Below are 13,468 nucleotides of genomic sequence, written 5' to 3' on the forward strand. Positions count from 1 at the left end.
CGCGAAGGCGGTGTGTCAGCCCACACTGATTTTGAATGTTGAACCGCATTCGCGAGCAAGCCCGCTCCCACAAGGGCTGCGGCGTGTTCAAAAGAGTAGGAATCGTCACAGGCATGTCCTCGACTTAAAGACCGGCAGCCATGGCTTTGTCGATCAGCCAGTTCAGGTTCGGGCCACGATCGCTGTTTACTTCCACCGGGCGGCCGGCGAAGCTGCTGTCCAGCGGTTCGTCCGGCTGGATCTGCACGCGGATGTCGGAGGACAGGTCGGCGCTTTTCAGGCTGGTGCTGCTGACGATCTTGCCGGTGCGGGTCTGGTCTTCGCCGGCGATCTGGAAGCTCACTGGCGTACCCGGACGCACGTCGCCGAACTGGCGATAGGAGAAGCGTGCATCGACGGTGGCCTGTGTATTGCGCGGTACCAGAGTGAAGATCACGTCGCCCTTGCTCGCGTACTGACCGTCAGCCACCAGTTGCTGGGCCACGGTGCAATCGCACGGCGAGGTCAGGGTGCCGGTCATTTGCTTGCCGAACAGTTCTTCAACCTTGGCCGGTTGCAACTGGTCTTCGTCCAGATGGCCCTTGAGCACGTCGAGCATGCTGGTGCTGAAGGTCGCCAGCGGGGCGCCTTTGGCGGCCACGCCGTCAGACTTGACCAGGCTCTGCACGGTGCCGTCACGCGGCATGGTGATGTTCATCCCCGGCACGCTGACCAGACCTGCTTGCGCGTGGCTGACGAAGTACATGCCGTACACCGACTTGAACACGAAACCGAACGCGACCAGACCGATGGCGAAAATGCCGGCGCTGAAAGTCACGGCTTTCAGACGCCCGAACGGGGTCATGCCGCTGCCGCCGTCCTTGACCTTGCGCGCCTTGGTGAAGTTGTCGCGCTGCAGGGTCGCCAGCACTTCACCCATGCTGACGATGTCGCCGGCCAGGTGCGAAGTGATCAGGTGGCGCAGCGTGGAAATATCCTGCGGTTCCAGGTTCTGGAACTGGCAACCGGCGCGGCCGCTCTGGCGATCGTAGGAGCGCACTTGAAGTTCGACGTCCATGGCCAGACCGAGGTTGTCGATGACGAATTGCAGGCGTGCCTTGTACACCTCGCCGAGGGTCAGCGGCAGTTGCCCGGCGTTGAACGCCAGACCACCGGCGGACAGGTCGAGGACCCGCGCTTCGACCGGCGTCCGGTCGGGGCCGAAGAAACGCAGTTTGGCCGGGATTTTCACTCGGGCGTGCTGACGCTGGGCTTCGGATTCATGCACTACGTTGGCGTTGACGGCGGTATTCATGGGGGCGATTTCCTTGTTAATTCAATAGGGGCAGGTCAGACCATCATCAGCAGCACGGCGACGAAAATGCTGCCGGCGGAGAAGGTCATGGTCCGAGACGACCAGGTGTTGAACCAACGTTGAAAGCTGGCGAGATCACGGGTCAGGGAAGTGGGTTGGCGCGTCCAGGATTGCTGGTCGAGGCGGAAGAACACGTAGATCTTCACCAGCGCACCGACGATCTGGTTGTAATACAGAATCACGGGATAGGCCGGGCCGATCCGGTGACCGGAGCACGACAGCAGCAGGGTCAGAATCAGGCGGGTGATACCGATCCACAGCAGGTAGGCGAGGATGAACGCGCCGCCGTACTTGAAGCTGGCGATGATCGCCACGGTCAGGCCCAGCAACGACGTCCACATCGATACGCGCTGATCGAACAGCACCACCGAGGTGAAGGCGCCGAGGCGTTTCACACCCAGGCCCAGCGCTCGCGAGTTCTGGCGCAGGTTGTTGCCGTACCAGCGGAACATCAGTTTGCGGCTGGCCTTGATGAAGCTCTTTTCCGGCGGATGCTCAACGGTGTTGATCGCGGCGTCCGGCACGTAAAAGGTGTCGTAACCCAGGCGCATCAGGCTGAACCAGCTCGACTTGTCGTCGCCGGTGAGAAACTTGAAACGGCCCAGGCGCCAGTGTTGCAGCGAGTCGCTTTCGACGTCGGCAATGAACTCCGGATCGGTCACCACGGTGGCACGAAACACCGACATGCGCCCGGTCATGGTCAGCACGCGCTTGGACAGGGCCATCGAGCACATGTTGATGTGACGCTGGGCGAAACGCAGCTTGTGCCATTCGCTCATGATGTAGCCGCCGCGCACTTCGCAGAACTCGTTGGTGGTCAGGCCGCCGACGTTGCCGAACAGCTGGAACCACGGCACGGTCTTGCGTACGGTGCCTTCGCCAAGCACGGTGTCGCCGTCGATCACGGCCACCACGGCACGGTCGTCCGGCAGGTGACGGGAGATCGCGCGGAAACCGTAGGCCAGGCCATCGCGCTTGCCGGTGCCGGGAATGCGCACGAAGTCGAGCTTCACGCGGTCTGGCGGATTCATTCGCGCCCACAGCGCTTTCACCAGCAGCTCATCGGACATTTCGACGATCGAGCAGACCACGGTGGTCGGCAGTTCGCAGTCGATGGCTTCGCGGATCACCGAGCTGTAGACCTGTGCGGTGGTCAGCGCGTCGATGCGGAAACTGGTGACCATCAGAAATACATGCGACGGATCCGCCGCTTTACCCAGCTTGCGCACTTTGCGGCGCAGGTGCGGGTAAACGATGTAGAGAAAAATCATGCCGCGCACAAAGTGCGTTGCACCCATCGAATAGCGCCAGATACCCACGGCGCCAATCAGGAAAATAAAGTCCTTCGACTCGGAGTCGAACGTGGACGTGGGCAGCATCAAGGCCAGGCCCAACAACAGGCTTAGAAACAAAAGCCAGCCGGCGGATTGCAGAAAGAAATGTTTGAGCTTGGTCATCGACGTCATCCGAGGTAAGAGAGGCTTCGAGCTGCAAGCGAAACGCTTTGCTTGCAGCTCGAGGCTTGTCGCTTGGCGCTGCTTTACCAGCAGATACCTTCAGTGCGAGTACCCGGGTTGGTGGCTTTGGCCATGAAGCCGACTAGGTCGATGACCTGTTTGCCTTGCGGTGCTTCCTGGGCCAGCGCGCGGAATTTCTCGTCGCGGTTGCCGAGGATGATCACGTCGGAGTTGTCGATCACCGAATCGAAGTCCGAGTTGAGCAGGGACGACACGTGCGGGATCTTCGACTCGATGTAGTCCTTGTTCGCGCCGTGAACACGGGCGTACTCGACGTTGCTGTCGTAGATGCTCAGGTCGTAGCCCTTGCCGATCAGCATTTCGGCCAGTTCCACCAGCGGACTTTCGCGCAGGTCATCGGTACCGGCCTTGAAGCTCAGACCGAGCAGGGCGACTTTGCGTTTGTCGTGGCTTTCAACGATGTCGAAGGCGTTCTGCACTTGCGATTCGTTACTGCGCATCAGCGAGTTGAGCAACGGTGCTTCGACGTCAAGCGAACCTGCACGGTAGGTCAGGGCGCGCACGTCTTTGGGCAGGCACGAACCGCCGAAGGCGAAGCCCGGGCGCATGTAGTACTGGGACAGGTTGAGGGTCTTGTCCTGGCAGACCACGTCCATCACTTCACGACCATCGACGCCGACCGCTTTGGCGATGTTGCCGATCTCGTTGGCGAAGGTCACTTTGGTCGCGTGCCAGACGTTGCAGGTGTACTTGATCATCTCGGCGACCGCGATGTCCTTGCGGATGATCGGCGCGTCGAGTTCTTCGTACAGCGATTGCAGAACGTCGCCCGAGGCCTTGTCGAACTCGCCGATGACGGTCATCGGTGGCAGGTCGTAGTCCTTGATCGCGGTGGATTCACGCAGGAATTCCGGGTTGACCGCGACGCCGAAATCGACACCGGCCTTCTTGCCCGAGCAGTCTTCGAGGATCGGGATCACCACGTTGGCGACGGTGCCCGGCAGCACGGTGCTGCGTACCACGATGGTGTGGCGGGTGGTTTTTTCACGCAGTACGAAACCGATCTCGCGGCACACCGCCTCGATGTAGTTCAGTTCCAGGTCGCCGTTCTTCTTACTCGGCGTACCGACGCAGATCATCGACAGGTCGGTGTCACGAATCGCCTCGGCGAAGTTGGTCGTACCGCGCAGACGACCGGTCTCGATACCCTGAGCCAGAAGTTCGCCCAGACCCGGTTCCACAATCGGCGACTTGCCGGCGTTGATCATGTCGATCTTGTCTTTGGCAACATCGACGCCAACCACGTCATGGCCCCGTGCAGACAGGCAACCGGCACACACTGCGCCAACGTAACCCAAACCAAATATGCTGATGCGCATCGCAATTACCTCTGTGTTTTATCAAGCCATTAGATGGCCGGAGTTAATGGTGTTCAGCGGTCATAGTGCACTCGAAAGTGCGGCATACAGGCGCCACAATGCCGTGTGCAGGCATACTAAGTTCCGAGTGTCTAAATAAGTGCACTCAAGATGTGCGCAACTAGGCCTTAGTTGTTATGACTTGCCCTGTTATGCAGCGGATCTTCTTGCTGGAAGACTCTTGTGCATGTGTTCAGTCCACCTGATGTCGGACGAAAGGCCCGTAGATCAAGCGGTTGGGTGCTCAGGCGAGCACAATTACAGGGGCTTGTAGAGGATGTTTATGGTGCGTATCACCTATCCATCGTTAGTTGATCAGATGAGTGAACCATCTAGGCAAGTTGCTGTGACAACTTGGTTACATGGTTCTCCGCTCTGCGTAAGTTATCTCGTACAAACTCGGCGAGAATCGTTACCGGTGGTATGAGCTATGCATTTGGACATAGTTCCTACCCGCTCATCGCGAAATCTGAAATTTTTTGAAATATTGCCAAAGATGGCACTGGTCTCAATTTGATAGCACTTTCGATTTGGGCCTTTGTTAATCGGTGCGTAATCGAGCTAGATAGTTTTGTGCCACTACCGTAAAAAAAATTACGTGCCACTACTGAAAAAAAGTGCGGCTGTCGAGTGAAACTAAAATTAGAATTGGGCAGGACGATTTTATGGCGCCAATAAAACGGCGAAATGTTGCGAGGGATTTTTGACGTCGTGCGAGCTGCACGACTCTTTATAGAAAGAGTCGTGCAATGGGCATGCTTTATTCCGGGGCGTGGTCGCGCAGAAACACCAGATTGTCCGGTTTCGATTGCTCGGCGCTGTAGCGATAACCCTGCACATCGAACTGCTTGAGCAGGGCAGGATCGTTGATTTTTTCCTGAATCACGAAACGGCTCATCAGGCCGCGGGCCTTCTTCGCGTAGAAGCTGATGATCTTGTACTGGCCGTTCTTCAGGTCCTTGAAATCGGTGTTGATGATCCGGGCGTTCAGGGCGCTGCGTTTGACCGCCGAAAAGTACTCGTTGGAGGCCAGGTTCAGCAGCACATCGTCGCCCTGATCGGCCAGCGCTTCGTTGAGCCATTCGCTGATGCGCGTGCCCCAGAACGCGTACAGGTCCTTGCCACGGGCGTTGGCCAGTTTGGTGCCCATTTCCAGACGATACGGCTGCATCAGGTCCAGCGGACGCAGCAGGCCATAGAGACCGGAGAGCATGCGCAAGTGCTTTTGCGCATAGTCGAACTGAGCTTCGCTGAACGATTGCGCGTCGAGGCCGGTGTACACGTCACCCTTGAACGCGAGCAGCGCCTGCTTGGCGTTTTCCGGGGTGAAGGCGGGCGTCCAGCTGCCGAAACGCGCGGCATTCAGGCCGCCGATCTTGTCGGACACGTGCATCAGTTCGCTGATCTGTGCCGGGCTCAGTTCGCGCAGCTGCTGGATCAGCTCCTGAGAGTGATCGAGGTATTGCGGCTGGGTAAAGCGCTGGGTCGCCGGCGGTGTTTCGTAATCGAGGGTCTTGGCGGGGGAAATCACCATCAGCATGAAGTCGTCTCCTTTTATCGTGGGGGCGATTCTAGGGGGTTGGCCGAGTGGACTCCAGCTATGAGGGTAATAGGTATCAGGAAGCTCGGGCTTTTGCGACGGCTGGTGGATTTTCCCCTCACCCCAGCCCTCTCCCGGAGGGAGAGGGAGCTGACCGTGTTGTTCTAGAGTCATACATCGACCTGAAATATCCAGTCGAACTCAGGTTTGAAAACATGAAGATCGGCTCCCTCTCCCTCCGGGAGAGGGCTGGGGTGAGGGCAGCGTCCTTGAAGCTTGCACATCAGCTATAGTGCCGCGCGGGTTTGGTTATGGAGACACCCCTTTGCGCATTGTTCTTTTATTCACCGCGTGGCTGTTGAGCTTCGGGGCCATGGCGGCGCCGGGCGATGTGGCGACGCTGGATCGCAGCACCTGGCCGGAGCAACTGAGCAGCCCGACGCTGTTCGACGTCGCCTCGCGCGCGGAAATCCTCATGTTCGCCCGGGGCCTGCTCGGCACCGAGGCGCTGGACGAGGCCGCGCTGGCCCAGCGCCTTGGGCTGCGCACGGTCAACGTCGACGCGATCAGCCACCTGCGTCAGCGGCTTTGGGAACGTCTGTTGGCCAACTACAACTTCGCCCAGCAGAGCTGCGATCAGGATGCCTCGTTCTGCTTCCTCGTCGAAGACCTGCCGACCCTGCGCGAGCAGGCCGCCAAGTTCGTGGTCAGCGACGACAGCTATTACACCAAGTGGGCCGAGCCGAGCCGGTTGTTTCATCTGCAGTATCTGGACGAGCTGATGCGCAAGGCCGCGCTGTCACCGCAAACCAGCAGCGAAGTCGATCAATTCGGCGACTACGAGCGCAATGGCGACGAGATGCACGATCGACTGTTTCTGCTGAGCTTCGACAGCGCCGCCAATCTGCAGCCGGACAACACCGACTGGATTGCCGACTACCTGCGCAAATCCAATCTCAGCGGCACGTTCTTCCTGTTGGGCAAGGATGTGCAGGCGCGTCTGGCCGATCGCTCGGTGAGCAACCTGCAATCGGAGTTCTCGAAACAGTGTGTGGGCGTGCAGGGTTGGGAGTTCCGTTCCCACAGCTATTGGCAGGACTGGCAGGACTCGGTGCGCCGCAGCGCCGATCTGGTGAAGAACAAGTTGCCGGAGAACTATGTGCCACTGTTCCGTCCGCCGGAGGGGCAGCGCCGCAGTGATGCTGGCAGCTTCTTCCGCAATCAGGGCCTGCAAGTGGCGCTGTGGGACATCGATGCCCAGGACGGCGCCGGCAAGCTCAAGGGCGCACAGAGTGCGCAGCGGGTGCTGACCCTGATGCTGCTGTGGCGTCACGGGGTGATCAATTTCAACATGAAACAGGATGCGGTGAAGACCGCGTTGCCGTGGCTGATCACGCAAACTGCACAAAGCGGCATCGGCTTTGAAGACTGTCAGGACGGGTTTCGCTGACAAGCGCAAAAAAGCCCGGAAACATTGGGCTTGGGGCGATTTTTCCAGAGAATTCGATGCAGGCGGACTTCCGACTTTAGCGGGGTCTGGACGGTCCGCCAAGGGCTTTTCGTCACTCTGCAAAATAAACTTAAAAAAACCGTCAAAGTGCTTTTTTATGTCATGGGTTTTGGAGTATTACGAAGACAGACCGCCGAAACCTGCAACACAGGTGGCGTCTTCCAAGACTCCTTTTGTGTGCAGTTCATCCAGGCCCTCGTGGATGAATTCGGCAGTCACTTCGAGGCGCAGCACCGCCCAGGTATTGCGTCGAATGGCTCCCACAAAGGTGACCGAGTATGGATGATCACGGACGTAGCCCTTCTTCCAACCAGCCAATCCTTTATGTACTCGATACCAACGTATTGATTCACGATCCAAATGCCCTGCTGAATTTCGAAGAACACCACGTCGCGATCCCGATGACCGTGCTCGAAGAGCTGGACAAGCTCAAGAGCGGCCATCACAGCGTTGCTGCCGAATGCCGCCAGGCGATCCGGCTGATCGACAAGACCCTGGGCGATGCCTCCCCCGAGGACGTCGAGCTGGGTGTGCCGATTCAGCGCGGCAAGGGCGGGCCGAAGGGCTTGCTGTCAATTCTGATGAGCAAACAGGCCGAATCGAACCTGATTCTGCCCGAGCATCTGAACGACAACAAAATCATCAACCAACTGATCGACCTGCACACCCGTGATCCGAAGAAGGCCGTGGTGCTGGTCACCAAAGACATCAACATGCGCCTCAAGGCGCGCGCCTGCGGGATCGATGCCGAGGACTACAGCACCGACCAGTTGGTCGATGACGTGTCCCTGCTGCCCAACGGCTACCACAACATGACCGGCTCCTTCTGGGACCGCGTGAGCAAGGTCGAAACCCGTCAGGATCACGGCCGCACCTGGCATCAGGTGCAGTTGATCGACAACCTGCCGGCGGTGCACATCAACGAATTCATCATTGACGAACAAGGCTTTGTCGGCTGGATCAAGGAAATCCAGGAAGACAAGCTGCTGATCCTCGACCTGCACCAGGAACCGCTGCTGCACCAGGAAGCCTGGGGCCTCAAGCCGCGGGACATCTACCAGAGCCTGGCGCTGTATGCGTTGCTGGATCCGGACATTCACCTAGTCAACCTGTCGGGTGCCGCCGGTTCCGGCAAAACCATTCTGGCACTGGCCGCGGCGATCGAGCAGACCATGGTCAGCAAGCGCTATCGCCGGATCATCGCGACCCGCAGCGTGCAGGGCCTGGACCAGGAAATCGGCTTCCTGCCGGGCACCGAAGCGGAAAAAATGGAGCCTTGGCTGGGCGCCATCACCGACAACCTCGAAGCCTTGCACATGGATGACGAAAACACCCATGGCAGCGTCGACTACATCCTCAGCAAAGTGCCGTTGCAGTTCAAATCGCTCAACTACATTCGCGGTCGCAGCTTCCAGCAGAGCCTGATCCTGATCGACGAATGTCAGAACCTCACGCCGCACCAGATGAAAACCATCATCACCCGGGCCGGCGCCGGTTCCAAAGTGGTGTGCCTGGGCAACCTGGCACAGATCGACACCCCTTACCTGTCCGCGACCAGTTCCGGGCTGACCTACCTGACCGAACGCTTCAAGGATTTCCCCAACGGGGTGCACATCACCCTGCAAGGGGTGCCACGTTCGATTCTGGCCGAATACGCCGAATCGCATTTGTAACCCTCCATCAGAAAACGGGCGGCCTGACAGCCGCCCGTTTTTTATGGATAAACACATCACCCAATGTGGGAGCGGGCTTGCTCGCGAAAGCGGTGTGTCAGCCACCAAACGTGTGCCTGATACACCGCTTTCGCGAGCAAGCCCGCTCCCACAGGGGATAGTGGTGAATTCATAATCAGTGATGCAGATATTTGACCCACAGGTTTACAATCCCTGCTCCTGATCAGGAGTAATCCCGTGCTGACTCATCTCGATTCCCAAGGTCGCGCCAACATGGTCGACGTCACCGAAAAAGCCGTGACGTTCCGTGAGGCGACGGCCCAAGCGCTGGTGCGCATGCTCCCCGAAACCCTGCAGATGATCGTTAGCGGCGGCCATCCCAAGGGCGACGTGTTTGCCGTGGCGCGCATTGCCGGCATTCAGGCGGCGAAGAAAACCAGCGATCTGATCCCGCTGTGCCATCCGCTGATGCTCACCGGGGTCAAGGTTGAACTCAGCGCTGAAGGTGACGACAGCGTGCGCATCGTCGCCCGCTGCAAGCTGTCGGGGCAGACCGGCGTCGAGATGGAAGCACTGACCGCTGCCAGCGTCGCCGCACTGACCATCTATGACATGTGCAAAGCGGTGGATCGCGGCATGATCATCGAAAGCGTGCGTCTGCTGGAGAAGGTCGGCGGCAAGAGCGGGCATTTTCAGGCGGAGCAGCCATGAAGCTGACGGTTAAATTCTTTGCCCGTTATCGTGAAGCGCTGGGGGTGGACTCGGTGGAGGTCGAAGGCGATTTCGCCACGGTCGACGCTGTGCGTGCGCTGCTCGCGCAACGCGAGGGCGCCGAAGTGCTGAGCGAACAGAACCTGATGTGCGCACGCAACGAAGACCTGTGCCCGCTCGACGAGCCGGTGAGCGATGGCGACGAAGTGGCGTTTTTCCCCACCGTGACCGGAGGCTGAGGCATGGCGATTCGGGTGCAGTCCACGGCGTTCGATCCCGGCGCTGAAGTCAACGCGATGCACGCGGCGAATGTCGGTGTCGGCGCGGTGGTGAGTTTTGTCGGCTACGTGCGCGACTTCAACGACGGTCTGGATGTGGCGGGTATGTTCCTCGAGCATTATCCGGGCATGACCGAAAAAGCCCTTGGCAAGATCGCCGTCGAGGCCGAGCAGCGCTGGCCGCTGTTGAAGCTGGAAGTGCTGCACCGCATCGGCGCGCTGGAGCCTGGCGAGCCGATCGTGTTTGTCGGTGCGGCCAGTGCCCATCGCCAGGCGGCGTTCGACGCCTGCGCCTTTGTCATGGACTACCTGAAAACCCGCGCGCCGTTCTGGAAGAAAGAAAACACCAGTGACGGCCCGCGCTGGGTCGAGGGGCGTGACAGTGATCATGCCGCTGCGGATCGCTGGAAAAAATAGTTTTTATAGCGCCTTCAAGTCCGTCTTCGCGAGCAAGCCCGCTCCCACAGGAGAACGCATTCCAATGTGGGAGCGGGCTTGCTCGCGAAGGCGTCATCCGCCACGCAAAAAATCCTGCCTCTTTCATCTGATTGACGGTTTGTACGTAAAAGTCCAGTATGGATTTACAAGTACAAAATTCCGTTCCAGCTCTTTTCTTCTGTCTTGCCAAACCAACAACAACCCGCGAGAGAACGAACATGAAGAAACTCCCCCTGATCACCGGTCTGGCCCTGAGCCTGTTGGCGTGCACCAGCTCGTTTGCCGCCGAGAAAACCCTGCGCATCGGCATTGAGGCCGCTTATCCACCGTTCGCCTCGAAAACCGACAAGGGTGAAATCGTCGGTTTCGACTACGACATCGGCAACGCCCTGTGCGCGCAGATGAAGGTCAAGTGTGTGTGGGTCGAGGGTGAGTTCGATGGCCTGATTCCTTCGTTGAAAGTGAAGAAAATCGACATGGCTTTGTCGTCGATGACCATCAACGAAGACCGCAAGAAGTCGGTGGATTTCACCCACAAGTACTACTTCACTTCGTCACGGCTGGTGATGAAGGAAGGCGCCACGGTCGATGACCAATACGCCAGCCTCAAGGGCAAGACCGTCGGCGTGCAGCGCGCCACCACCACCGATCGTTATGCTACCGAGGTGTTCGAACCGAAGGGCATCAACGTCAAGCGCTACGGCAATAACGAAGAAATCTACATGGACCTGGCGGCCGGGCGGCTCGATGCGATTTTCGCCGACACCATCCCGCTGAACGATTTCCTGTCGATGCCACGCGGCAAGGGCTATGCGTTTGTCGGGCCGGAGTTGAAGGATCCGAAGTACGTGGGCGAGGGCGCGGGGATTGCGGTGCGCAAGGGCAATACCGAGTTGGTCAGCGAGTTGAACACGGCCATCGACGGGATTCGTGCGAGTGGCGAATATCAGAAGATTTCCCAGAAGTATTTCAAGTCCGACATCTACGGCGACTGATAGTCCGCTATCGCGAGCAGGCTCACTCCTACAGGGGAACGCATTCCAACTGTAAGAGTGAGCCTGCTCGCGATGGGGCCAGAACTGCCAATGCAGATCTTCAGCCCTTCAATTCCTTCAAATGCTTGTACACCGTCGCCCGCCCCATGTTCAGCACATTGGCCACATAGTTCGAGGCACTCTTGCCCTTGAACGCGCCTTCGGCGTGCAGGGCCAATACCAGTTCGCGCTTGTGATCGCGGGTCAGCAGATTCAGGCTCAGCTGCCGCTCGCGCAGCCAGGCGTGGAGGAAGGTGTTGATGCGTTCCTGCCAGTCATCGCGAAACAGTGAGTCCGGCTGCGGGATCAGTTTGCTTGGCGACAGGAACAGGTCCAGCGCAGCCTTGGCATTCTCGAACAGCGAAATATTCAGATTGATGCACAGCACCGCCAGCGGCCGGTCTTCACCGTCGCGCAGTACGGTGCTCAGGCTGCGGATTTTCTGGCCGTCCCAATTGAGCTTTTCGTACGGGCCGATGTTGCGCTCGCTGACCTCCTCGCTGAGCATGTCTTCAAGCGATGAATCGTCGCCGATCTCGCGCTTGGACAGGTTGTTGGCGATGTAGTCGACCTTCTGTGTGCGCAGGTCGTGCAGCACCACTTCGGCGTGGGGAAAGAACAGCGTGGCGATGGCGTCGGCGATGGCACGGAAGTTATCCAGGGCCGGATCGAATTCGGGGGCGGTCATGATTGTGGAGCTCCAGGCGGCGTCAGCGCCCCCGTGCACGGGGGCGCTGCGAGTGTGCCGCAATCCGTTGGGCGCGTCATCCGCAGGGGGCATCAGCGCAGTCGTGAGGGGGAGAGCATGGCGCTGCTCAGGCCGAACTGCTGCAACGACTCAGGCAACGGCTGACCACGCACCAATGCCGCGCTGGCCTGGCCCATGGCCGGTGAAGTCTGAATACCGTAACCACCCTGGGCTGCGACCCAGAACAGCCCCGGCACCTGCGGATCGAAACCGCTGAGCAGATCACCGTCGGCGACGAAGCTGCGCAGTCCGGCCCAGGTGCGGGTCGGGCGGCGGATATTCAGGGTCGTGGCCTCTTCGATCTGATAGATGCCCATGGCGATGTCCAGCTCTTCCGGTTGCACGTCATGCGGTTCGACCGGGTCGGCGTTGGCCGGCGAGCCGAGGAACATCCCGGCGTCGGGCTTCATGTAGAACGATTCGTCGAGGCTGACCAGCATCGGCCAGTGATGAATGTCCACGCCCTCGGGGCCGGCGAAAATGAACGCCGCACGGCGTTTCGGTTGCAGGCCCAGCGCCTGGGCGCCAGCCAGCGCGCCGATCTGGTCAGCCCAGGCGCCGGCGGCGTTGATGATGACCGGCGCGCTGAAGGTCTGACCGTTGGTTTGCACCTGCCAGAGGCCCGCGGCGTCGCGCGTCAGGCCCAGCACCTCGCAATCGGTGTGAACCTCGCCGTGGTTACGGCGGATACCGCGCAGGTAGCCCTGATGCAGGGCGTCGGTGTCGATGTCACTGGCGGTCGGATCGTAGATCGCGCCGTGGACTTTTTCCCGACGCAGGATCGGCAGACGGGCGCAGGCTTCGTCGGCGCTGAGCAGCTGCATCTCTGGCACTGTGGCTTTGGCGCTGAGGTACTGGTTGTTCAGTTCGGCGGCGTCACCGCTGAAGTCCACGGTCATTTCGCCGCGCGGTGTCAGCAATGGGTGCTCACAGAAACCGCTCGGCGGATGGTCGAAAAACTCACGGCTGGCCAGTGTCAGCGCGCGCACCTGCGGCGTACCGTAGGCGGCTGTGTACAGCGCGGCAGAACGCCCGGTGGAGTGATAGGCCGGGTGTGATTCACGTTCGAGCACGATCACTTTGGCGTGGGGCGACAGCCAGAAACCGGTGGAAGCGCCGGCAATCCCGCCGCCGATGATGATGAAATCTGCCTGGCTCATGAAAGTCTCCAGTTGCTCGCAATATTGGAAAATTCGCTGATCCCCTGTGGGAGCGGGCTTGCTCGCGAAGGCGGTATGTCATTCGGCAAATGCGTTGCCTGATACGGCCTCTTCGCGAGCAAGCCC

12 protein-coding genes are annotated in these 13,468 nt (G+C 59.4%); 6 read left to right on the forward strand and 6 right to left on the reverse strand.

Going from position 1 to position 13,468, the window contains the following annotated elements:
• Window positions 1–124: 124 nt before the first annotated feature.
• From QMX91_RS22180 to yaaA, 4 genes are all read right to left on the reverse strand, one after another.
• A complete protein-coding gene (locus QMX91_RS22180; protein WP_098967301.1) occupies window positions 125–1,294 on the reverse strand; it encodes an alginate biosynthesis protein Alg44 in 1,170 nt (389 codons plus the stop codon).
• Between the two features lie 35 nt (window positions 1,295–1,329).
• Window positions 1,330–2,811, reverse strand: a complete 1,482-nt coding sequence (alg8, locus tag QMX91_RS22185) for a mannuronan synthase (protein WP_171061828.1) — start codon at window positions 2,809–2,811, stop codon at window positions 1,330–1,332.
• 83 nt (window positions 2,812–2,894) lie between these two features.
• Entirely contained in the window at window positions 2,895–4,211 is a 1,317-nt protein-coding gene (locus tag QMX91_RS22190) for a UDP-glucose/GDP-mannose dehydrogenase family protein (RefSeq protein ID WP_047601441.1), read from the reverse strand.
• 799 nt (window positions 4,212–5,010) lie between these two features.
• A complete protein-coding gene (gene yaaA, locus QMX91_RS22195; protein WP_108181747.1) occupies window positions 5,011–5,790 on the reverse strand; it encodes a peroxide stress protein YaaA in 780 nt (259 codons plus the stop codon).
• A 325-nt stretch (window positions 5,791–6,115) separates the two neighbouring features.
• Here yaaA and QMX91_RS22200 point away from each other — a divergent pair, with 325 nt between their 5' ends.
• The 6 genes from QMX91_RS22200 (at window position 6,116) to QMX91_RS22225 (ending at window position 11,395) form a co-directional block, all read left to right on the forward strand.
• Window positions 6,116–7,240 (forward strand): polysaccharide deacetylase family protein, encoded by a 1,125-nt coding sequence (locus QMX91_RS22200; protein ID WP_135295005.1) that lies wholly within the window; start codon window positions 6,116–6,118, stop codon window positions 7,238–7,240.
• A gap of 338 nt (window positions 7,241–7,578) precedes the next feature.
• Window positions 7,579–8,973: a PhoH family protein gene (locus QMX91_RS22205; RefSeq protein WP_027610931.1), complete on the forward strand. Its 1,395-nt coding sequence runs from the start codon at window positions 7,579–7,581 to the stop codon at window positions 8,971–8,973.
• Between the two features lie 237 nt (window positions 8,974–9,210).
• Window positions 9,211–9,684 (forward strand): cyclic pyranopterin monophosphate synthase MoaC, encoded by a 474-nt coding sequence (moaC, locus tag QMX91_RS22210; RefSeq protein ID WP_027610932.1) that lies wholly within the window; start codon window positions 9,211–9,213, stop codon window positions 9,682–9,684.
• The gene (moaD, locus tag QMX91_RS22215) at window positions 9,681–9,923 is read left to right on the forward strand and encodes a molybdopterin converting factor subunit 1 (RefSeq protein WP_098967306.1); all 243 of its coding nucleotides are present in this window, start codon (window positions 9,681–9,683) and stop codon (window positions 9,921–9,923) included. Before moaC ends, moaD begins: the two co-directional genes overlap by 4 nt.
• 3 nt (window positions 9,924–9,926) lie before the next feature.
• Window positions 9,927–10,379: a molybdopterin synthase catalytic subunit MoaE gene (gene moaE / locus QMX91_RS22220; RefSeq protein ID WP_007965204.1), complete on the forward strand. Its 453-nt coding sequence runs from the start codon at window positions 9,927–9,929 to the stop codon at window positions 10,377–10,379.
• Between the two features lie 239 nt (window positions 10,380–10,618).
• Window positions 10,619–11,395 carry an ABC transporter substrate-binding protein gene (locus QMX91_RS22225; RefSeq protein WP_027610934.1) on the forward strand — a complete coding sequence of 259 codons (777 nt, stop codon included), beginning with the start codon at window positions 10,619–10,621 and terminating at the stop codon, window positions 11,393–11,395.
• Between the two features lie 100 nt (window positions 11,396–11,495).
• Here the strand turns inward: QMX91_RS22225 and QMX91_RS22230 are convergent, their stop codons facing one another.
• Window positions 11,496–12,122, reverse strand: a complete 627-nt coding sequence (locus QMX91_RS22230; protein WP_027610935.1) for a transcriptional regulator — start codon at window positions 12,120–12,122, stop codon at window positions 11,496–11,498.
• 92 nt (window positions 12,123–12,214) lie between these two features.
• Entirely contained in the window at window positions 12,215–13,342 is a 1,128-nt protein-coding gene (locus tag QMX91_RS22235; protein ID WP_282413381.1) for an FAD-binding oxidoreductase, read from the reverse strand.
• Window positions 13,343–13,468 lie beyond the last annotated feature (126 nt).

Origin of the sequence: Pseudomonas sp. PS01299, from assembly GCF_029960145.1 — a bacterium.
GTDB classification, from domain to species: domain Bacteria; phylum Pseudomonadota; class Gammaproteobacteria; order Pseudomonadales; family Pseudomonadaceae; genus Aquipseudomonas; species Aquipseudomonas putida_A.

Excerpts from the sequence above, each read along its gene's own strand:
- QMX91_RS22180 (WP_098967301.1), bottom strand. The coding sequence starts at position 1,294 with ATGAATACCGCCGTCAACGCCAACGTAGTGCATGAATCCGAAGCCCAG.
- alg8 (WP_171061828.1), bottom strand. The coding sequence starts at position 2,811 with ATGACCAAGCTCAAACATTTCTTTCTGCAATCCGCCGGCTGGCTTTTG.
- QMX91_RS22190 (WP_047601441.1), bottom strand. The coding sequence starts at position 4,211 with ATGCGCATCAGCATATTTGGTTTGGGTTACGTTGGCGCAGTGTGTGCC.
- yaaA (WP_108181747.1), bottom strand. The coding sequence starts at position 5,790 with ATGCTGATGGTGATTTCCCCCGCCAAGACCCTCGATTACGAAACACCG.
- QMX91_RS22205 (WP_027610931.1), top strand. The coding sequence starts at position 7,579 with ATGGATGATCACGGACGTAGCCCTTCTTCCAACCAGCCAATCCTTTAT.
- moaD (WP_098967306.1), top strand. The coding sequence starts at position 9,681 with ATGAAGCTGACGGTTAAATTCTTTGCCCGTTATCGTGAAGCGCTGGGG.
- moaE (WP_007965204.1), top strand. The coding sequence starts at position 9,927 with ATGGCGATTCGGGTGCAGTCCACGGCGTTCGATCCCGGCGCTGAAGTC.
- QMX91_RS22225 (WP_027610934.1), top strand. The coding sequence starts at position 10,619 with ATGAAGAAACTCCCCCTGATCACCGGTCTGGCCCTGAGCCTGTTGGCG.
- QMX91_RS22230 (WP_027610935.1), bottom strand. The coding sequence starts at position 12,122 with ATGACCGCCCCCGAATTCGATCCGGCCCTGGATAACTTCCGTGCCATC.
- QMX91_RS22235 (WP_282413381.1), bottom strand. The coding sequence starts at position 13,342 with ATGAGCCAGGCAGATTTCATCATCATCGGCGGCGGGATTGCCGGCGCT.